This is a genomic window from Sphingomonas sp. S2-65 (assembly GCF_021513175.1).
GTDB lineage: Bacteria > Pseudomonadota > Alphaproteobacteria > Sphingomonadales > Sphingomonadaceae > Sphingomonas.
This window is the reverse complement of record NZ_CP090953.1, coordinates 925,001-945,974: the sequence shown is the minus strand read 5'-3', so window position 1 is coordinate 945,974 and position 20,974 is coordinate 925,001. Positions and strand designations below refer to the sequence as shown.

15 protein-coding genes (1 of these 15 only partly in view) are annotated in these 20,974 nt (G+C 66.9%); 5 read left to right on the top strand and 10 right to left on the bottom strand.

Annotated features, from left to right (window positions below; translation table 11 throughout):
• Positions 1-12: 12 nt before the first annotated feature.
• Genes LZ586_RS04415 through LZ586_RS04400 form a run of 4 tightly spaced genes read right to left on the bottom strand, consistent with a single transcriptional unit; the run spans position 13 to position 4,483 of the window.
• Complete coding sequence (locus LZ586_RS04415; protein ID WP_235078456.1) at positions 13-780, bottom strand: amidohydrolase family protein; 768 nt, start codon at positions 778-780, stop codon at positions 13-15.
• Complete coding sequence (gene fucP, locus LZ586_RS04410; RefSeq protein ID WP_235078455.1) at positions 777-2,045, bottom strand: L-fucose:H+ symporter permease; 1,269 nt, start codon at positions 2,043-2,045, stop codon at positions 777-779. The genes LZ586_RS04415 and fucP overlap by 4 nt, the downstream gene beginning before the upstream one ends.
• Entirely contained in the window at positions 2,042-3,673 is a 1,632-nt protein-coding gene (locus LZ586_RS04405) for an alpha-L-fucosidase (protein ID WP_235078454.1), read from the bottom strand. Before LZ586_RS04405 ends, fucP begins: the two co-directional genes overlap by 4 nt.
• Positions 3,674-3,682: 9 nt before the next feature.
• Complete coding sequence (locus tag LZ586_RS04400) at positions 3,683-4,483, bottom strand: SGNH/GDSL hydrolase family protein (RefSeq protein ID WP_235078453.1); 801 nt, start codon at positions 4,481-4,483, stop codon at positions 3,683-3,685.
• Positions 4,484-4,673: 190 nt separating this feature from the next.
• Here LZ586_RS04400 and LZ586_RS04395 point away from each other — a divergent pair, with 190 nt between their 5' ends.
• Positions 4,674-5,456 carry an IclR family transcriptional regulator gene (locus LZ586_RS04395; RefSeq protein ID WP_235078452.1) on the top strand — a complete coding sequence of 261 codons (783 nt, stop codon included), beginning with the start codon at positions 4,674-4,676 and terminating at the stop codon, positions 5,454-5,456.
• Between the two features lie 277 nt (positions 5,457-5,733).
• Here the strand turns inward: LZ586_RS04395 and LZ586_RS04390 are convergent, their stop codons facing one another.
• The 3 genes from LZ586_RS04390 to LZ586_RS04380 are packed head-to-tail and all read right to left on the bottom strand — an operon-like array spanning position 5,734 to position 7,816.
• Positions 5,734-6,462 (bottom strand): SDR family oxidoreductase, encoded by a 729-nt coding sequence (locus LZ586_RS04390; protein ID WP_235078451.1) that lies wholly within the window; start codon positions 6,460-6,462, stop codon positions 5,734-5,736.
• Complete coding sequence (locus LZ586_RS04385; protein WP_235078450.1) at positions 6,459-7,487, bottom strand: aldo/keto reductase; 1,029 nt, start codon at positions 7,485-7,487, stop codon at positions 6,459-6,461. Before LZ586_RS04385 ends, LZ586_RS04390 begins: the two co-directional genes overlap by 4 nt.
• The gene (locus LZ586_RS04380) at positions 7,484-7,816 is read right to left on the bottom strand and encodes an L-rhamnose mutarotase (protein WP_235078449.1); all 333 of its coding nucleotides are present in this window, start codon (positions 7,814-7,816) and stop codon (positions 7,484-7,486) included. The genes LZ586_RS04385 and LZ586_RS04380 overlap by 4 nt, the downstream gene beginning before the upstream one ends.
• 245 nt (positions 7,817-8,061) lie before the next feature.
• On the opposite strand from LZ586_RS04380, the gene LZ586_RS04375 reads away from it, so the two are divergent.
• Positions 8,062-9,342 carry an L-fuconate dehydratase gene (locus LZ586_RS04375; protein ID WP_235078448.1) on the top strand — a complete coding sequence of 427 codons (1,281 nt, stop codon included), beginning with the start codon at positions 8,062-8,064 and terminating at the stop codon, positions 9,340-9,342.
• A gap of 42 nt (positions 9,343-9,384) precedes the next feature.
• Here LZ586_RS04375 and LZ586_RS04370 read toward each other — a convergent pair whose 3' ends face one another.
• Both LZ586_RS04370 and LZ586_RS04365 read right to left on the bottom strand, forming a co-directional pair.
• Positions 9,385-11,583, bottom strand: a complete 2,199-nt coding sequence (locus LZ586_RS04370) for a WD40/YVTN/BNR-like repeat-containing protein (protein ID WP_235078447.1) — start codon at positions 11,581-11,583, stop codon at positions 9,385-9,387.
• A 6-nt stretch (positions 11,584-11,589) separates the two neighbouring features.
• Positions 11,590-13,110 carry a tryptophan halogenase family protein gene (locus tag LZ586_RS04365; RefSeq protein ID WP_235078446.1) on the bottom strand — a complete coding sequence of 507 codons (1,521 nt, stop codon included), beginning with the start codon at positions 13,108-13,110 and terminating at the stop codon, positions 11,590-11,592.
• A gap of 321 nt (positions 13,111-13,431) precedes the next feature.
• Between LZ586_RS04365 and LZ586_RS04360 the strand changes: the two genes are divergently transcribed.
• Genes LZ586_RS04360 through LZ586_RS04350 form a run of 3 tightly spaced genes read left to right on the top strand, consistent with a single transcriptional unit; the run spans position 13,432 to position 20,826 of the window.
• Positions 13,432-16,287 carry a TonB-dependent receptor gene (locus LZ586_RS04360; protein WP_235078445.1) on the top strand — a complete coding sequence of 952 codons (2,856 nt, stop codon included), beginning with the start codon at positions 13,432-13,434 and terminating at the stop codon, positions 16,285-16,287.
• A 23-nt stretch (positions 16,288-16,310) separates the two neighbouring features.
• Positions 16,311-17,933: a DUF5597 domain-containing protein gene (locus LZ586_RS04355; protein ID WP_235078444.1), complete on the top strand. Its 1,623-nt coding sequence runs from the start codon at positions 16,311-16,313 to the stop codon at positions 17,931-17,933.
• 43 nt (positions 17,934-17,976) lie between these two features.
• Positions 17,977-20,826, top strand: coding sequence for a TIM-barrel domain-containing protein (locus LZ586_RS04350; RefSeq protein WP_235078443.1), 2,850 nt, complete (start codon positions 17,977-17,979; stop codon positions 20,824-20,826).
• Positions 20,827-20,831: 5 nt separating this feature from the next.
• Here LZ586_RS04350 and LZ586_RS04345 read toward each other — a convergent pair whose 3' ends face one another.
• A protein-coding gene (locus tag LZ586_RS04345) for an NUDIX domain-containing protein (protein WP_235078442.1) crosses the window boundary here: on the bottom strand, positions 20,832-20,974 show its final stretch. The gene runs 319 nt beyond the window's last position; the window shows 143 of its 462 coding nt (coding positions 320-462); the start codon falls outside the window, past its right edge — the gene reads right to left on this strand; the stop codon is at positions 20,832-20,834.

Genomic DNA, 20,974 nt, shown 5'->3' with positions numbered 1-20,974 from the left:
ATGGGAGCGATGCTAGTCGAGGCGGTAGATGCGGGCGGCGTTGGCGGCGAATATCGCGGCGTGATGCTCTGCCGGGACCAGGCTCTGGGCGAGCGCCAGCCAGTCGGCATGGCTTGCCGCGAGCGTGACCACCGGCCAGTCGCTGCCCCAGAGCAGCCGGTCCGGGCCGAACAGCCGCCATAGCGTGTCGAAGGCGGGGCGGAGCGCATCGGGACCCGCGCCCGGCGCCAGCTCGGTGAGCAGGCCCGACAGCTTGCAGGCGACGTTCGGATACGGTGCCAGGCCGGCGATGGCGGCGGACCAGGCGGGGAGATCGGCGAAGTCGGGCTTGGCGGCGTGATCGACGACGATCGTCAGATCGGGGTGGCGCGCGGCGAGGCGGGCGAGCGCGGGGAGGTGTGCCGGGCGGACGAGCGCGTCGAGCACCAGGCCGCGCGCGGCCATCGCCTCGAAGCCCGCGGCCAGCTCGGGGCGGTCATACCAATCCGGCGCGCGGCCCTGGACCATCGGGCGCAGGCCCTTGAGCTTGGGGTGCGCCGGGATGCTCTCAGGCCGTTCGAGATCGGCCCAGCCGACGACCCCGAGGATTCGCGGATCCTGCGCCAGCGCGAGCAGCCAGGCAGTGTCGCGCGCATCCTCCTGGGTCTGGACGAGGATCAGCCCGGCGTCGCCGGGATAGTCCGCCAGGGTGAAGTCGCGGTGGATCGGCGCGAGGTCGGGCGTCGGCCAAATGCAGCCATGCCGGCCGAGCTGCCAGACATGGACGTGCGCGTCGATCACGCCGCGCGCCGCGCCCGCAATGCGAAGAGCAGCACGACGAGGAAGCACAAAGCCGGGACCAGCATCGCGTTGACCATCGATCCGCTCAGATCCGAGACATAGCCCATGATCGCCGGGAACACTGCGCCGCCGACGATCGCCATGACGAGCAGCGCCGCGGCGGACTTGGTGCGCGGGCCCAGGCCGTCGACCGATTCGGCGAAGATCGTCGGATACATGATCGACATGAAGAAGCTGCTGAGCACCAGCGCGCCGATGCCGAGCTGGCCGCCGGCGAGCGCGGCGATCAGGCAGAGCAGCCCGGCGATCGCCGCGAAGCCCGCGAGCAGGAGCAAGGCGGGGAGGCGGCTCATCAAGGCGGCGCCGGCGAAGCGGCCGACCATGAACAGGATCAGCGAGAGCGTCAGGAAACCGGCGCCTTCATGCTCGGTGGTGCCGGGGGCGGCGACCTGCGAATAGCGGATCAGGAAGCTCCAGATGCCGACCTGCGCGCCCACATAGAAGAATTGCGCGGCGACTCCGCCGAGCACGCGGCGGTTGCGGAGCAAGGCGGCGAAATCCTGCGCGGCGCCGACGCCTTCCTCGACTTCGCGCTCGGTGGCGACCTTGGGGAAGGGCGTGATGCGGATCAGCAGCGCCCAGACCAATACGCCGAGCCCGATCAGCAGATAGGGGATCTGCACCGCCGCAGCCTCGGCCGCGCGGAAGCTGGTGAGCGCGTCTGGCGTCATCGCCGCCATCTGCGCGGGGCCGACTTCGACGCCCGAGAGGATGAACTGGCTGCCGACCGCGACGCCGGCGATCGAGCCGAGCGGGTTGAACGCCTGGGCCAGGTTGAGCCGGCGCGATGCGGTGTCCGCCGAGCCCAGCCGGGCGATCAGCGGGTTGGCGGAGGTTTCGAGGAATGCGAGGCCGCTGGCGATAACGAACAGAGCGGCGAGGAAGAAGGGGTAGCTCTGCGCGCCGGCGGCGGGCCAGAAGAGCAATGCCCCGAGTGCGTAAAAGCACAATCCGAGCAGCACCGCGGCGCGATAGCCCTTGGCGCGCATGAACAAGGCGGCGGGGATGGCGAGGCAGAAATAGCCGAGATAGAAGGCCGACTGGACGAGCCCGGCGCGCAGATCGGTGAGCGTGAACAGCTTCTTGAAATGGGCGATGAGCACGTCGTTGAGGTTGTTCGCCACGCCCCACAGGAAGAACAAGGCGACGATGAGGACGAAGGGCAGCGCCGCCGTCCGCGGGATCGAGGAGCGGGTGTCGGTCATGCGTGGAGTCCCCGTCCGTTGATGCGTACGATCGGCACGAAGCCGCCGTCGGGCCTGGGTGGCAGCGTGAAATGGAGCCCGGCCCCGTCGTGGCGGTGACGAACCGGGCCGCCGCCCAGCAGCGTGACCTGCTCGACTTCGCCCTGCCATTTGCCGCGGGCGAGCGAGGCGATCGTCACCGGCCCGCTGGGCCAGGCGAGCATCGCGGCATAGAGCGCGCCGTTGTTGGTGGTGAAGCGGATGTCCTGTGGCGTGAAGGCCGAGGCATTGCTTTCGTTCTGCATGCCCGCGGTGAGCACCGTCGGCCCCTCGCCATAGCGAGTCCAGGGGCGCGAGCCGTAGATCGCCTCGCCATTGACGGCGATCCAGCGGGTCATGCCGTCGAGGATCTTTTCCTCCTCGGCATCGATCGAGCCGTCGCCGGGCTGCGGGATGGAGAGCAGCAGATTGCCGTTCTTCGACACCACGTCGGCCAGGCGCTGCATGACCATCTCGGCGGTCTTGTAGCTGCGGTCGTTGAGCCGGGCGACATTGTAGAACCAGTCGCCGATGCAGGTGTCGGTCTGCCAGGGCTCGTCCCACAGCCGATCGGTGAAGCCGCGCTCGACATCCTGGACGATGCCGAAGCGCTCATGGGGCTTGAGCTGCTTGCCGGTGAGGACGACGTCGATCTTGCCGTGCCACTCGATCGAGCGGTTGTAATAATCCGCCGCCGCCTCGAGCCCGACGGGGCCGAAGGGCAGGCCGTAATCGTCGAAATAGACCATGTCCGGCCGGTATTTCTCGATCATGTCGGTCTGGCGGAGCAGCCAGTTGGTGACGAAGCGGGTGTCACCCGGCGGACCATGTTCGACCCACTGGCCGTTATGGGCGTCGTGCCATTGGTTCATCGCCTCGATACTATCGATGCCGTCGGGTATCACGGCATGGCGGCCGGTGTAGAGCTGCTGCGGATCGAGGCCGTCCCACCATAAGCCGGCGCCATCGGACTTTTGCAGGCGATAGGCGTCGTAGCGCTCGCCCTGGTGCGGGCCGACGGGATCATAGCCATAAGCCGGCTGATACCAGTGCCAGGCATGGGCGACATGGTTCGAGATGCCGAACTTGAGCCCGGCGCGGCGCGCGGCCTTTTCCCAGATGCCGACGACATCCTTCTTCGGACCCACGCGGGTGGAATTCCACGCATGGTAGCGGCTGTCATAGCAATCGAGATTGTCGTGATGGCAGCCCAGCGACATGAAATATTTGGCGCCGGCCCTGGTATAGCGGGCGATCAGCGCATCGGGATCCCAGCGCTCGGCGGTCCAGAGCTTCTGGATGTCCTTCATCCCGAATTTGGAAGGATGGCCGTAGGTCTTGAGGTGATGCTCGTACATCGGGTGGCCCTGCATGTACATGAAGCGGCCATACCAGTCGCCCTGCTCGGGCACCGATTGCGGCCCCCAATGCGACCAGATGCCGAGCTTGGCGTCGCGGAACCAGTCGGGGTAGCGATAGTGATCGACGAGCGAGGGCCAGTTCGCCTGGACCGGCCCGCGGGCCTGGCCCATCGGGCTGGCGGCGCGCGCCGCCTGCGCCACGCCGAGCGCGGCAGTGCCCGCCAGGAAGCCACGGCGTCCAATCTGCATCGAAATTCCTTACTTGCCGAGGGTCTTGGCGATCGCCGCCAGCGCGATCGGGCGCATGACGGCATAGCCTTGGGCCGTGGGGTGGACGCCGTCGCTGGCCAGGCCGGGCTTCATCGCGCCGTCGCCCTGCGCCATCGCGCGGTGATAATCGACATAAGTGAAGCCGTTGCGCGCGGCATAGTCGCGCAGCCAGGCGTTCATCGCCGCGATCTGCGGCACCGGGCGCTTGTCCTTGGCCCAGGGAAACTCGCCGGCGGGCGGCACCGAGGCGAGGATCACCTTGATCCCGTTGGCGCGGGCGAGTTCGGCCATGCCGCGGATATTGCCCTGCACCGTCTCCATCGTCGCGGCGCCGGTATTGCCGGCGATGTCGTTGGTGCCGGCCATGATGTGGACCGCCTGGGGCTTGAGATCGAGCACGTCCTGGCGGAAGCGGACCAGCATCTGCGGCGTGGTCTGCCCGCTGATCCCGCGATCGACCAGGCCGTTCTGGAAGAAGGTCTTGTCCAGGTTGATCCAATTGTCGGTGATCGAATCGCCCATGAAGACGACGCGGACCTTCTGCCCCTTCACTGCGGCATTCTGATCGCGGTAGCGGCAGAGCTGGCCGAAATCGCGGGTGAGCATGTGGAGGTTCCACATCTGCCAGCCCTGGCTGTCGCTGGGCCCGGCATGCTTCGGGCAGGAATCGGCGACGATGCCGACGGGATCGTCCGCATGCGGATCGCCCGGCACCAGCGTCTGCGCCGCAGCGGGCGTCGCCAGCGCGAAGAGCAGCCCGAGGGGTGTCAGGGAATATCGCCGCGCCATCGCCATCTCTCCTAGTGCCGGACGCGGATAGGCGGTTCCGCGTCATCTAGCTACTCGCGGCAGTGTAGGCGCAATATCGTGCGCTAATAAAGCATCAATTCACTGATGAACGACGACGATGAAAAGGTCGTAGAGCCTTCATAAGTCGCGATGCCGGGGATACACCGGAGCGGCCAACAGGGAGTGGGGAATGAAGAACGGGGAGGGCGCCGTCGACGCGCGGTATCGCGCGCCGGCGCTGGAAAAGGGGATCGACATTCTCGAGCTGCTCGCGGCCGAGCCGCGGCCGATGACGCTGACCGGGATTGTGAACAGCCTGGGCCGCTCGCACGGCGAATTGTTCCGCATGGTCCAGGTGCTCGAATATCGCGGCTATATCGAACAGGATCCGTCGAACGAAGGCTATCGGCTGACCGACCGGCTGTTCTCGCTGGGCATGCAGCAGCCGCGCACCAAGAACCTGATCGAGCTGGCGCTGCCGGTGATGCGCGAGCTGGCCTCCAGCGCGTGCCAGTCCTGCCATCTGGCGCTGCACACGCGCGGCGAGATGGTGGTGGTGGCGCGGATGGAATCGGGCGAGCAACTCGGCTTCTCGGTGCGCGTCGGCTATCGTCGGCCGCTGATGCAGGCGGCGTCGGGCGCGGTGCTCTATGCCTTCCAGCCCGACGACACGCGCGAGCGCTGGGAGGCTTTGTTCGATCCGCAGCCGAGCGCGGCGGAACTGGCGGCGTTCCGCGCGCATGCCGACAGCGTGCGCGAACGGCATGTCGAGCTGACGCCGAGCAAGTTCGTCGCGGGGGTGACCGACATTTCGGCGCCGATCCTGCGCGGCGGCATCGCGGCCGCGGCGCTGACTGTGCCTTATCTCAAGAAGCTGCAATCCTCGCCCTCGATCAAGGACACCGCGGTGCTGGTCCGGCAGGCGGCGGATCTGATCTCGGAGCAGCTGGTGGAGGGGGATAGCCGGGTTTGAGGGGGGGGGCGGTTTCCCGGGGGGAGTTGTACTTTGATTTTTCGTCACCCCGGCCTTGAGCCGGGGTCCCGCTGGCTTTGGTCGGCAGGAGAAGCGGGATCCCGGCTCAAGGCCGGGATGACGAAGTAAGGGCCGGGATGACGGGGGTGGGGGATGGGATGACGGAGTAGGGGCCGGGGTGACGGGGTAAGGCCCTGGACGACGAAGTGAGGGTCGGAGGACGGAGTGGGGGCCGGATGCCCGGGACGGGCGCCGGGCGCCGGATCCGCCCTCTGGCCTAGGTGGTCCAGCCGCCGTCGATCACGTGGATCTGGCCTGTGGTGAAGGCGGATTCGTCGGAGGCCAAGTAGAGCGCCAGGGCGGCGATCTCTTCGGGCTTGCCGACTCGGCCCATGGGCTGGCGGGCGGTGAAGCTGGCCCAGGCGCCTTCGTAATCGCCGGTGTCGCGCAGCCGCTGGTGGAGCGACGGCGTCTCGACCGTGCCCGGGCAGATCGCATTGCAGCGCACGCCCTTGGCGACGAAATCGGCGGCGACCGCCTTGGTCATGCCGATCACCGCGGCCTTCGACGCGCCATAAGCGAAGCGGTTCGGCACGCCGGTGATCGAGCTGGCCACCGAGGCGATGTTGACGATCGAGCCGCGGCCCGCCGCGACCATCGCGGGGAGCGCGGTGCGCATCGTGCGGTACATCGCGGTGACGTTGAGATCGAAGGAGAAGGACCAGTCCTGCTCCGAGCAGGCGAGGATGTCGCCCGCGGCGACATAGCCGGCGCAGTTGAACAGAATGTCGAGCGTGCCGGCTTCGGCGAACACGCGCTCGATCGCCTGGGGATCGAGCACGTCGAGCGCGCGGTGGACGCCGGCGAGCCCTTCGAGCAATGCCGGATCGCGGTCGGTCGCCCAGACCGTCGCGCCCTCGGCGGCGTACACTTCCGCGGTGGCGCGGCCGATGCCCTGGCCGGCGCCGGTGACGAGCGCGGTCTTGCCTGCGAGCCGGCCGGTCACGCCGCCACCTGCACTGCCGGGGTCGGCGCGTCGGCGGCGATCAGCCGCTCCTGCTTGAGTTCGGCCCAGAGATCGGTGGGAATGTTTAATATCGCGCGGTCCATGGTTTCCTGCACTTCCTTGACGCTTGCTAATCCGGGGATGACGCTCGCCACGAGCGGATGGGCCATGGCGAATTGAAGGGCTGCGGCGCCGAGCGGCACGCCGTGGCGCGCGCAGATCGCGGCGATCCGCCCGGCCTTTTCCAGAACGGCGGGCGGCGGCGGGGCATAATCATAATGCCGCACCGGCTTCGGGCCGCCGGCGAGGATGCCGGAATTATAGGGGCCGCCGATCACGATCGCCGTGCCCGCCTGGGCGCAGCGCGGGAACAGCGTTTCGAGCGCGCCTTGTTCGAGCAGGGTATAGCGCCCGGCGAGCAGGATCGCATCGAGCGGGGCCTGATCGAGCAGATCCAGGCAGATCGCGACTTCGTTCACTCCGGCGCCGATTGCGGCGACGGCGCCTTCGTCGCGCAGCCGCGCGAGCGCGCGCAGGCCGCCCCCCTCGGTCAGTTGCCGCCAATGATGGGGGTGGGCGTCGCCATGCGTCAGCCGGCCGATATCGTGGATGTAGAGGATGTCGATCCGCGCGAGGCCGAGCCGCTGGAGGCTGGCTTCGTGCGAGCGCAGGATGCCGTCATGGCTGTAATCGAAGCGCGCATCGAAGGGCATCGGCGTGCGGAAGCCATAACGCTCCGCGGCGACATCGGCATCGGGCGCGGGGAAGAGGATGCGCCCGACCTTGCTCGACACGATCGCCCCGGTGCCGCGCACCGCATCGCCGACGCGGCGCTCGCTGAGGCCCAGGCCGTAATGCGGCGCGGTGTCGACATAGGTCAGCCCGAGCGCCAGCGCGGCGTCGATCGTCGCGCGGGCTTCGCCATCGGGGAGCGCGCGATAGAGGTTGCCGAGCGGCGCGGCGCCGAAGCCGAGCGCGGGGAGCTGGAGCCCGGTCTTGCCCAAAGGGCGCGATGCCGGCCTCATTGTTCGTCCAGGCTGAAGATGCGCTGCATCGGCACCCATTTCTCGCCCGCGGCGGCATGCGCCAGCGGCTTCTGGAACTTCCACATCAGCGCTTCCCACGCGTCATTCTCGGGCGGGGGCGCGATGGCGCGCGGAAAGTCGTCGGCGACGTCGGCGACCATCACCAGCCGATCGGCGGTGCGCCAGATTTCCATCCCCTCGAACCCCTGGGCATGGATGTGCGCGACGATCTGCGGCCAGACCGCGCCGGGGGCGTGGCGCGCTTCATAGTCGGCGATCAGCGCGGCATCGTCGACCAGATCGAGCGCGAAGCAGAGACGGCGGCTCATTGCGGGGCGGACCTTGCGAACATTCAACTCTCCTTGCCTGGCCACTTCAGCATGGTCTTCTTTGCGCAAGCGAATAGCATATCACGATGCTTGCGCCAGACATTGTTCACACATATGAAAACGCCCATCACCAGCGAACGATCGTTGGCGAACAATGAAAGCCGCGCCATCCGGTAGCGGCCAGTGAGAGGCGACCCTTCGATGCTGCATACCGCGCACAACCCGTTCCAGGTCGCCTGCCCGCAATGACCAAGATCACCAAGCTTCGCGTCGTCGACGTCCGCTTTCCCACCTCGCAGCAGCTCGACGGTTCGGATGCGATGAACCCCGATCCGGATTATTCGGCGGCCTATTGCATGCTGGAGACCGATGCGCCGGGGCTGACCGGGCACGGGCTGACCTTCACGATCGGGCGGGGCAACGACATTTGCTGCGCGGCGATCGCGGCGCTGGCGCCTTTGGTCGAGGGGCTGGATCTCGACTGGATCAAGGAAGATGCCGGGCGCTTCTGGCGGCACATCACCGGCGACAGCCAGCTGCGCTGGATCGGGCCGGAGAAAGGCGTGATCCATCTCGCCACCGGCGCGGTGGTCAATGCTGTGTGGGACCTCTGGGCCAAGGCCGAGGGCAAGCCGCTGTGGCGGCTGATCGGCGAGATGAGCCCCGAGGAGATCGTGCGGCTGATCGATTTCCGCTACATCACCGATTGCATCACTCCCGACGAGGCCGTGGCGCTGCTGACCGCGCGGATGGCGGGCAAGGCCGAGCGCGTCGCGACGCTCGAGGCGAAGGGCTATCCCTGCTACACGACGTCGGCGGGGTGGCTGGGCTATTCGGACGAGAAACTGGAGCGGCTGTGCCATGAGGCGGTGGCCGAGGGCTTCAACCATGTGAAGCTCAAGGTCGGGCGCTCGCTGGAGGACGACATCCGCCGGGTGGGGATCGCGCGCGCGGCGATCGGGCCCGACCGCAAGCTGATGATCGACGCCAACCAGGTGTGGGAAGTCGGCGAGGCGATCGACCATGTCCAGGCGCTGGCCTTCGCCAAGCCGTGGTTCATCGAGGAACCGACGAGCCCCGACGATGTCGAGGGGCACCGGAAAATCCGCGACGCGATCCTGCCGATCCAGGTCGCGACCGGCGAGATGTGCCAGAACCGCGTGCTGTTCAAGCAGTTCATCATGCGCGAGGCGATCGACGTGGTGCAGATCGACGCCTGCCGGCTGGGCGGAGTCAACGAGATCCTGGCGGTGCTGCTGATGGCGGCGAAATACGAGCTGGCGGTGTGCCCGCATGCCGGGGGCGTGGGGCTGTGCGAATATGTCCAGCACCTCTCGATGATCGACTATCTGTGCTTCTCGGGGACGACGCAGGGCCGGGTGGCCGAATATGTCGACCATCTCCACGAGCATTTCGTCACGCCGTGCGTAGTGGAAGAAGGCGCCTATAGGCCGCCCGAAGCGCCGGGATTCTCGATCGAGATGAAGGCGGAGTCGATCGCAGCCTATACCTGGCGCGGGGCCTGAGCCTGCGCTGATCCTCCCCCCTGGCGGGGGAGGATCATGCCGTCATTTCGCGGCGTCGCCATAGACCACGCCGCGGCCGTCGGTGCCGATATAGACTCGGCCGAAGATGCGCGGATCGCCCGAGATCACGCGGAAGCGATTGCCCCAGCGATGCGCGTCGTCGTTGATCCGGCGCCAGCGGGTGCCGCCGTCGAGGCTGCGCCAGATCGCCGTGGCGCCGCCGCGTGCCGCCACGGTGAAGACCGCCGGCTGGCGCTTCGACGTGCCGAGGCCGAGGCCGAACAAGGCGATGTCGAGGTCCGCGGAGATGCGGCGGAACGTCTCGCCGCCATCGGTGCTGCGATAGAGCGCGCCGGCGCAGTTTAGAAACAGATCGTTCGCGGCGAAGGGGGAGGCGACCAGCGCCGCCTGATCCTCGCGGTTGCGCGGGCGCGTGGCGCCGAGATCGGGGCAGGCGCCGCGGGCGGGCACCGGCGCAAAGTGCAGGCCGCCATCGGTGCTGCGCAGCAAGGCCTTGGCATCATAGTCGATCGCCCAGGCGCGGCGCGGATCGACCTTGTCGGCGGTGATGCGGGCATTGGCGGGAAGGCCGGCGATCACGGTCCAGCGCGCGCCGCGGTCGGTGGTCAGCAGCGGGCGCTCGGCGCCGACATAGAAACGCGCGCCGTCGGCCGAGACGCTGATCGGAGCGCGGCCGTTTTCCTCGAGCGGGCGGCCGTCGCCGCGCCAGTGCGGCGTGCGCAGCGGGCGCCAGTGATGGCCGCCATCGCCGGACCAGCCGAGCCCGGCCTCCAATGCCTGCTTCGCATGGACGTTGCCGCTGCGCACCAGCACCTGCGGCGCGGCGCCGGCATGATCGAGCGTGTTGGTGTTGGTGTTGCGCGGGTTGAGATGCATGCCCGGCGGCGAGCGGCGGAGATCGTCATGGACGAAGCCGCCGAGATCGCCGAAGCCGGTGACGAGATGCGTGCCGCCGCTGGGGCTGGCGAGCGTGATGATCGCGGTCTGCTCGATCCCCTGCACCCAGGGCGTCCAGTTCAGCCCGGGCTTGTCCGCGTCGCGCGTCGCATAGACCGTGGCGCCGGTGGTATAGGCCAGGCGCGAGGGCGCGAAGGGATCGAGCGCGAGCCCGGCGATCCAGTGGCCGAACTCCGCCTCGGCCCTGCCCCAGTTTAGGAAGGGACTGATGCGCGTGTCGCGGTGGCTGCGCGCGCCGAGATCGCTCCAATGGGCGCCGCCGTCGGTCGAGCGCCAGATCGTGTCGCCGGGGCGCCAGCGGTTGAAGGTCGAGACGTAGACGGTGCCGGCGCGATGCGGGTCGGTGGCGACGCCGATATAGCCGCCCTCGGGCACGGAGGGGCCCTGTTGCGGCGTGACGTCGCGGAAGCTGCCGTCGCTGCCGAGCGCCCAGACCGCGCCGCGCAGCACGCCATTGGGGCCGATCCCGTCGGCATAAGTGACATAGAGCGTGCCGGCGCCGTCGATCGCGGCCTTGATCGGGAGCAGATCGCCCGGCCCGCCGGGGATCCGCGCCCAGCTTCGCCCGGAATCGGCGGATCGATATAGGCCCTGCGCGCCGCGATCGGCGACTGCGGCGAAGACGGTGGCCGTGCCGGGGCGGGGATCGAACAGCACGAAGCCGACGCCGCCATGCGTGCTGCGCGGGGCGGGAGCTCCGGCGCCTGCATAGGGGAAACCCGTCACCCGCGACCAGCGCGCGCCTTCGTCGTCGCTGCGCCAGAGCCCGTCATGGCGCGAGCCGAAGAACAGAGTGCCGGGGTGGCGGGGGTCGATCGCCAGCCGTTCGCCCAGGCCGCGGCCATCCTCGTTGCCGCCCATGCGGAAGGGGACGGGATAGGTGGTCCAGTGCGTGCCGCGATCGTCCGAGCGCAGGATCGCGGAGGCGCCGCGGGCATGCATCCCCACGGCGGCATAGACGCGCCCGGCGCGGACGGGATCGGGGGCGATGCTCTCGACCCCGTAGAAGCTGCCCTCGGCAAAGCCGTCCATCAGCGGCACCCAGCGGCCGGCGCGATCCTCCCAGCGATAGGCGCCGCCCATGTCGGTGCGCAGATAGGCCAGGCCCGGCGCCGCCGTGCTGAAGACGATGCCCGGCGCGAAGCCGCCCGCGCCGACGACCACATTCGACCAGCGATACGGCACCGGCGCATCGGGACGCTGCTCGCCGGTGTTGGCGAGGCAAAGCGCAGCCAGGGCGAGAAAGGCAGTTTTGGGCGCCATGTCGGATCAGCTCTGAAGGGGTGGGGCCGCGCAATTTCGCGCGATGAAGTCGCCATGAGTGGGCATGGCATCGGCACCGCGGCGCAGCGTGTCCCGCATCCGCGCCAGCGTCGAGCGCAGCTGATCGAGCGGGACGCCGGAGGCCATGGGGTCGAAGCCCGCCGGAGTGACACCCTGGCCCTCGAACACTGCCTGCCAGCTCGTCGTCGTGAACAGCTCGTCCTCGAAGCGGAAGAAACGGCCGCGACTGCGGTAGAGCTCGATCTTGTCCGCAAGGCTGTCGGGGATCGCCATGGTTCGGCAGCGGTCCCAGAACGGCATGCCGGTCCGTTGGTTGGCGGCATAGTGCAAGATCAGGAAGTCGCGGATCCGCTCGTACTCGAGCGCGGAGGCGCGGTTGAACTGGTCAATATCGGCCTGCGCAAATCCGGTGTCGGGGAACATCGTCATCAGCCGCGTCAGCGCGCTCTGGATCAGGTGGATGCTGGTCGATTCCAGCGGCTCCATGAAGCCGCCGGCGAGGCCGAGCGCCACCACGTTGCGGTTCCAGAACTGGCGGCGGCGGCCGGTGGTGAAGCGCAGGAGCTTCGGATCGGCGAGCGGCCGCCCTTCCAGGTTCGCGAGCAGGACCCTGCACGCGTCGTCGTCGCTGACATGGTCACTGCAATAGACATGGCCGTTGCCGGTGCGATGCTGCAGCGGGATGCGCCATTGCCACCCGGCCGCCCGCGCGGTGGAACGGGTGAATGGGGGCGGAGGGCCGACATTCTCCGAAGGCACGGCGACGGCGCGGTCGCAGGGCAGCCAGTGGCTCCAATCCTCATAGCCGGTGCCGAGAAGCTGCTCGATCAGCAGCCCGCGAAACCCCGAGCAATCGACGAACAGCTCGGCATCCAGCCGGCGGCCATCGTCGAGCCGGACCGCCGCGACGAAGCCGCGCGCGTCCAGTTCGCCGTCGACCACGCGGCCCTCGTGCCGGACCACGCCCAGTCCCTCGGCATAGTCGCGCAGGAAGCGGGCATAGAGGCTGGCATCGAAATGGAAGGCGTAGGCAAGGTTGGACAGCACATTCTTGGGATTGGGATCGGGGCGCATGAACTTGCCCGCCCGCGCCGCGACGGTGGGGAGGCTATAGTCCTCCAGCGTGCCGGCTTCCGCTCCAGTCTCGTGCTGCAGGCGGCGCCAGTAATGGGCAAAGTCGACATGGCCGACATCGGCGCCATAGCGGCCGAAGGGATGGAAGTAGCGGGCGCCTTCCTCTTTCCAGCCGACGAACTCGATGCCGAGCTTGAAGGTCGCCTGGGTGCGCTGGATGAAGACGTTCTCGTTGATCCCCAGAACCTTGTTGAGCTCGAGGATCGGCGGGATCGTCGCTTCCCCGACGCCGACCGTTCCGATCGCGTCCGACTCGACCAGCTCGATCCGGCAAGGCTGGTCCTGGAGCAGCCGTGCGAGCGTCGCCGCGGCGATCCAGCCCGCAGTTCCACCACCGACGATCAGCACCTTAGTGATTGGCGCGAAAGGCAAATCGCTTCTCCTCTCCCATTCCACCGCTGCCGCAAGCGCCGCGCGGTTTTCATATCTGGGTGAAATTTTTGTAGACGATGTTACCGGTACCGTGTAGCCCCTATGTTGCTCAACGTCCTCCGACAGGCAGATGCCTGTGCACAGAACAGAGGGGACGGGCAGGAGAGGCGAGTTCCTAGTGCTGCGAAGCTGCGATCACGGCTCGCTTCTCTTCAATCAGCGTCCGGCATCGATGCAGCGCCAGTGCGGCGTGCGCTCGTTATCGGCGGCTCTGGGGAGGATGAAGCGATGGGCTCGACAGCCGAACAAAGGAACAAGTTGATGGAAATGACGCTTCGCCGTGCGCTGATGCTCGGCGTCTCGGTAGCGGCGCTGGGCGTTGCGCCGGGGGCGATGGCACAGGCCGTTGCCGGCGACGGCGCGTCCGCCAGCGCGCAGGACGCCGCGGTGACCGCCGGCCAGGAAGTGCCACCGCGCACGGGCGCGACCCAGGCCGAAGCCGATGTCGCGGAAACCGATGACATCGTTGTCACGGGCCTTCGTGCCTCGCTTCAGTCGGCGCAGGCGATCAAGCAGAACGCCGATCAGTTCGTGGACTCGATCACCGCGATCGACATCGGCAAGCTGCCCGACAAGAACGTTGCCGAGACGCTGCAGCGCATCTCGGGCATCCAGATCACCCGCAACCGCGGCGAAGGATCGGGCATCGCGATCCGCGGCCTGACCCAGGTTCGCACCGAGATCAACGGTCGCGACGCGTTTAGCGGCTCGGGCGGGCGCTCGCTGAGCTTCGAGGACGTGCCGTCCGAGCTGCTCGCCGGCGTAGACGTCTACAAGAACCCCTCGGCCGAGCTGATCGAGGGCGGCATCGGCGGCACCGTCAACCTGCGCACGCGCATGCCGTTCGACGAGCGGGGCACCGACTGGCTGGTCGCCGCCACGGTGGGCGCCAACAATTACGACCTGGTGGGCGACACCAAGTTCAATGCGTCGGGCCTGATCAGCAAGCGCTGGAACACCGGCATCGGCGACATCGGCATCCTGTTCGACGCCTCCTATTTCGGCGGCGCGTTCCGGACCGACGAACTGGTGATCGAGCCGTATCGCAGCACCACCGCGATCGACGGCACCAGCCGTTCGGTGCCGGTCGGCGCCGGCATCGGCATCACCTATGGCGAGCGTGAGCGGAAGGGCTATTACGGCGCGCTGCAATGGGCGCCGAACGACGATCTGGAGTTCTACGCGACCGGGCTGCGCTCCGAATATTATATCGAGACGCCGAACTACACCTCGTTCGTCACGCGCGGCACCGACGCGGTCGGTCTTGCCGGCCTGGCGCCGCTGCCCGGTTTCCAGTTCGACGAGGACGGCGTGTTCCAGTCCGGCGGCTTCTCGGGCTTCACGCCCGACTGGTCGCTCCCGCCGACCTACGACAACCGCAACCAGCTCAACCTCGCCAACAACAGCCAGCTTTCTTACAACGAAAGCGAGACGACCGACTTTTCGGGCGGCATGAAGTGGAAGATCAACGATCGGCTGCGGCTAAACGTCGATCTTCAGTATGTTAAGGCGAAGTTCGAGAACCGCAGCTACACTGCATTCAACCAGCGCGATCTCGCGTCCTATGCCATCGATCTGTCCGGCGATCTGCCGCAGATCAGCTTTGGCGGGCTCCCCGGTTCGGCGCCGATCAGCGCTATCAACACCTACCGCGTGACCGCGCTGATGGATCACAAGGAAAACAGCGACGCGGAGCAGAAGACCGCGCGCGCCGACCTTACCTGGGACTTCGAGGAAGGCTTCCTGAAGAGCATCTCGGTGGGCGGGCGGGTGACCGACCGCAGCGCCATCAACCGCAGCACGCCTTATAGCTGGTCGGGCGCCATCGGCACCGCCGGGCTTGACGATCCTCGGTTCCGGGCGATCAACAATCCCTTCGCGAACGACTTCTTCCACGGTGACAGCACGAGCGTCGGCAACGTGCCGTTCGTGGGCATGTCGGTGCTGAACGAAGGCACCGTCGCTGGGCTGTTCCAGAGCGTGGTCGGCCGCGGGCTGACCGATTACGGCTCGCAGGACATCAACACGCAGAAGGAAAACACGTACGCCGGCTATGTGATGGCGCGCTTCGAAGCGGGTCCGATCGACGGCAATATCGGTGTGCGTGTCATCAAGACCAAGAACGAGGCGATCGGCAGCACGCGGCTGACCTATCGCCCCGACCTGCTGCCGGGCACCGCGCAGCTGACGGTCGACCAGCCGTTCAACGCCGACCAGGATTATACCAAGGTCCTGCCGACGCTGAACCTGCGCGCGCACATCACCGACAATCTCCAGGCGCGCTTCGCGGCGGGCAAGGCGATGGCGCGTCCGGCGTTCGGCGATCTGCGCGCGATCCGCTCGCTGTCGCTCAACTACAACCAGACGACGGCGCCGGACGGCACGGTGACGGGGTACATCCCGACGACGCGGACCGGTTCGGGCGGCAACCCGCTGCTCAAGCCCGAAGAGAGCAAGCAGATCGACGCGGCGCTGGAATGGTATGCCAAGCCGGGCACGCTGGTCTACGGCACGGTCTTCTACAAGGACCTGACCAACTTCATCTATGACTCGGTCTTCGACGTGCAATATGCGGTGCCGAACGGCGCGGCGCAGACGTTCCAATATACCGGGCGGCTCAACGGCACCAACGGATCGGTCAAGGGCTTCGAGATCGGTGGCAACACCTTCTTCGACTTCCTGCCGGGTCCGCTGTCGGGCTTCGGCGTCCAGGCCAATCTGACCTATGCGGACTCCGATGCCCCGGGCAGCGGCGGTACGCTGGTCGGCGGCGAGAGCGTCTCGACGCCGCTCCAGGGCCTGTCCAAGTGGAGCTACAACCTGATCGGCATGTACGAGAAATACGGCTTCACCGCGCGTGCGGCGTATAACTGGCGCGACGATTATCTCGAGACGGTGGCGGGCAACGGCACCGGCGGCGTGCCGATCTATCGCAAGGCTTACGGCCAGCTCGATGCATCGATCTCGTACGACTTCTCGCCCAAGGTGTCGCTGACGATCGACGCGGTGAACTTGCTGCGCCAGCGGCAGGAGAGCTATCAGAATGTCGAGACCAACCCGCGCTTCATCCGCCTGGAAGATCGCCGGGTCGGCCTGACCTTCCGCATCCGCAACTGAACCAGAGGGGCCGAGTGCCAGCGATGACCAAATCTCTCCGCCTGGCCTCGGCACTTCTTTGCCTCACCGCCGCCGCCGCACCGATCGCGGCGGCGGCGCAGGATGTGCCGCACATCGCCACGCGCAACGGCAAGCATGCGCTGATTGTGGACGGTGCGCCGTTCCTGATGCTCGGCGCGCAGGCCAATAATTCGAGCAACTATCCCGACGCCTTGCCCAAGGTGTGGCCGTTCCTGAAGCGGATCCACGCCAATACGCTGGAGATCCCGGTCGCCTGGGAACAGGTCGAGCCGGTCGAGGGGCAGTTCGACTTTTCCTATGTCGACACGCTGGTCGCGCAGGCGCGCGCCAACGACATGCGGCTGGTGCTGCTGTGGTTCGCCAGCTGGAAGAATACCGGCAACACCTATGCGCCGGCCTGGGTGAAATCGGACACGCGCCGCTTCGCGCGGATGACCAAGCCCGATGGCAGCCCGCATTACGTGATCAGCCCGCATGGCCGCGCGACGCTGGAGGCCGACAAGCGCGCCTTCGTCGCATTGATCACGCACCTCAAGCGGATCGATCCGCAGAACACCGTCATCATGGTGCAGCCCGAGAATGAAAGCGGCAGCTATGGGCTGGACCGCGATCATTCGCCGGCAGCGCAGAAGCTGTTCGCCGGGCCGGTGCCCGCGGCATTGCTCAAGGCGATGAACAAGCGTCCGGGCAATTGGAGCGCAGTCTTCGGCGCCAATGCCGACCGCTATTTCAACACCTGGTATTACGCCAAATATATTGGCGAGATCGCCGCGGCGGGCAAAGCGGTGAAGCCGCTGCCGATGTATGTGAACGCCGCATTGGGCGACGCCTTCGACCCGGCCAAGGGGGCAGGGCCTTCGGGTGGGCCCAATTGGGACGTGATGCCGATTTGGAAGGTCGCGGCGCCCGCGCTCGACCTGATCGCGCCCGACATCTACAATCGCAATCCCGAGCAGGTGACCGGCTTCCTCGCGGCTTATGCCAAGCCCGACAATGCGCTGATGGTGCCCGAGATCGGCAACGCGGCAGAATATGGCCGCTTCCTGTGGCCGGCCTTGGGCCATGGCGCGATCGGCTTCGCGCCGTTCGGCATGGATGAGACCGGCTTCTTCAATTACCCGCTGGGCGCCAAGAGCTTCGACGACGCGACCGTCGCGGCCTTCGCCGATCCCTATGGCCTGTTCCACCCGATCGCGCGCGACTGGGCGCGGATCGCGTTCGAGAACCCAACCTGGGGCACCACCAAGGGCAGCGACGGCAAGGACCAGTCGCAGGTCCTCGGCCGCTGGCGGGTGAGCGTGCAATATGGCCATTGGCAGATGGGCGAGGCGAGCTGGACCTGGCTCAAGCAGGACAAGCATCCGATGGCCGACCAGCCCGAGGGCGGCGCGCTGGTCGCGCAGCTCGGTCCCGACACCTTCCTGATGACCGGCCGGCACGTCCGCATGCGCATCGGCCTGGCCGAGGGGAAGCAGGCCACGCAGATCGTCAGTGCCGAGGAAGGCACGTTCGTCGGCGGCCAATGGCGGATGTCGCGTCGCTGGAACGGCGACCAGATCGACTATGGGTTCAACTTCACCGACAAGCCTGTGCTGCTGAAGGTGACGATGGGAACCTATCGCTGAGCCGGCTGGCCGGCGAAACGAAACAACGAAGGAGTTCGAGATCGTGAAGCACTGGTTCCTCGGCGCTGCCGCAGCGCTTGCCCTGGCCCCCGGCCTTGCCGCCGCGCAGACCGTCGAGCGTGTGCCGAACGGCGTGCTCGTCACCCCGGCCGAAGGCGCGGCCAAGCGCGTCCGCGTGCTCGTCTATGGGGATGACAGCTTCCGCGTCACGGCCTCGCCCGCCGAGGACCTGAACCTGCCGACCAGCCTGATGGTCGTGGCGAAGCCGCATGGCGACTTCACGGTGACGCAGGCGAACGGGCTGGTGACGGTGAAGGCCGCGCGTGCCTCCGCCGAAATCCGGCTGCGCGATGGCCATGTCCAGTTCCGCGACGCCGCGGGTACGGTGGTGCTTGACGAAACCCGCCGCGGCTTCACGCCGGTGACCGTGGAGAACAAACCGTTCCTCGCGACCCAGCAGCAGTTCAACCGCGGCACCGACGAGGGCTTTTACGGCCTGGGCCAGCACCAGTTCCGCCAGATGAACTATAACGGCCAGGACGTCGAACTGGCCCAGCACAATATGGACATCGCCGTCCCGTTCCTGGTCTCGACGCGCAACTACGGGCTGCTGTGGGACAATAATTCGATCAGCCGCTTCGGCAATCCCAAGCCCTATGATCATGTCGGCCAGGGGCTCAAGGTCACCAGCGGCGGCAAGCCGGGCTGGAAGGCCGAGTATTTCCTCGACGGCAAGCCCGCGGTGACGCGCCAGGAAGCGTTCATCGACTATCAGTTCATCAAGGACCAGGCCAATTGGCCTGCAGCCGCCAAGGCCAAGACCATCGCTTCGGCGAATGCGGGGCAGAACACCGCCGGCGTTGTGGTAGGCAAGCAGAATGTGGTGTGGACCGGCACGCTCCACCCGGACGTTACCGGCACCCACAAGTTCCGGCTCTATTCGTCGAGCTACATCAAGGTCTTCGCCGACAACAAGCTGGTCTATGACGGCTGGCGGGTGAACTGGAACCCGTGGTTCGAGAATATCGACTTGCCGATGACCAAGGGCAAGCCGGTCAACCTGCGTATCGAGTGGGAGCCCAATGCGGGCTATCTCGCGCTCTTCCACAGCGATCCGTTGCCCAAGCAGGACCGCAACTCGCTGTGGATGTCGTCCGAAGTCGGCCATTCGATCGACTATTATTATGTTGGCGGTCGCAACATGGACGAGGTCATCGCGGGCTATCGCGGGCTGACTGGCAAGGCGTCGCTGATGCCGAAATGGGCCTATGGCTTCTGGCAGAGCCGCCAGCGCTACGAGACCCAGGACCAGCTCGTCGGCGTGGTGCGCGAATATCGCAACCGCCAGATCCCGCTCGACAACATCGTCCAGGATTGGTTCTACTGGCCCGAGGACCAGTGGGGCAGCCACGACTTCGACAAGAAGCGCTTCCCCGATCCCGACAAGATGGTCGACGACGTCCACAAGATGAACGCGCGGATCATGATCTCGGTCTGGCCCAAATTCTACCCGAACACCGACAATGCGAAGGAACTGGCGGCCAAGGGCTATCTCTATCGCGGCAATCTCGACGCGCATGAGAAGGACTGGGTCGGTCCGGGCTATGAGAATACCGATTACGATCCCTATGCGCCCGAGGCGAGGCAGATCTATTTCCGCCAAGTCCGCGAGAAGCTGGTCAGCAAGGGCTTCGACGCCTGGTGGATGGACGCGACCGAGCCCGACATCCACTCGAACCTGTCGATCGACCAGCGCAAGCAGCGGATGGGGCCGACGGCGATCGGGCCGGGTGCCGAGCTGTTCAATTCCTTCCCGCTCGTCCACGCCGATGGCTTTGCCGAGGGCCTGCGCAAGGCGGTGCCCGACAAGCGTCCGTTCATCCTGACGCGCTCGGGCTTCGCCGGCACGCAGCGCGCTTCCTCGGCTTTGTGGTCGGGCGACGTCGCCGCGCGCTGGGAGGATTTCCGCGACCAGATTTCGGCGGGCGTCAACCTGTCGATGTCGGGCATCCCGAACTGGACGCACGATATCGGCGGCTTCTCGGTCGAGGACCGCTACACCCAGCAGCGCCCCGACGCGGTCGCCGAATGGCGCGAGCTCAACCTGCGCTGGTTCCAGTTCGGCGCCTTCTCGCCGCTGTTCCGCAGCCATGGCGAGACTCCGTTCCGCGAGATCTACGAGATCTCGAAGGGCGATCCGGCGATGTATGATTCGATGCTGTGGTACGACAAGCTGCGCTACCGCCTGCTGCCCTATATCTACACCGTGGGTGCCGACACGCACTTCAAGGACGGCACGATCATGCGCGGGCTGGTCATGGACTTCCCGCAGGACCGCAAGGGCTGGAACGTCGACGACCAATATCTGTTCGGCCCGTCGCTGCTCGTCGCTCCGGTGACGGCGTTCCAGGCGCGCTCGCGCAGCGTCTATCTGCCGGCGGGCACCGGCTGGTATGCGCTGGAAAGCGGCCGCTTCTTCAAGGGCGGCCAGTCGGTCACGGCCGAGGCCCCGCGCGAGCGGATGCCGGTGTTCGTCCGCGCCGGCGCGATCGTGCCGACCGGGCCGGACATTCAATATACCGCGCAGGCGCAGGGCGGGCCGCTGGTCCTCCACGTCTATACCGGCGCGAACGGCCAATTCTCGGTCTATGAGGATGACGGCACCAGCCGCGACTATGAGAAGGGCCAGTTCACGCGGATTCCGGTGACCTGGAACGACGCCAGCGGCACGCTGACGATCGGCGCGCGCCAGGGAAGCTATGAGAAGATGCCGGCGCGCCGCAGCATCTCGGTGCGCTTCTACGGTCCGAACAAGGCCAACGCGCTGAGCTTCGACACCGGGCCGCAGGCGGTCGTTTATGACGGCAAGGCGATCACGATCCGGCGCCCGTAACCCCTCTACCTTCCAGCAATTTCTGCCGAGCCGCGTCCAGCAATGGGCGTTGGCTCGGCAGGATCACCGTTTCGGCTTCTTCCAAACCAAGCCAGCGCGCCGCGTCCACTTCGGGAAAGGCGGCGCGCCGGCCGCTTCTCGGCGGCCA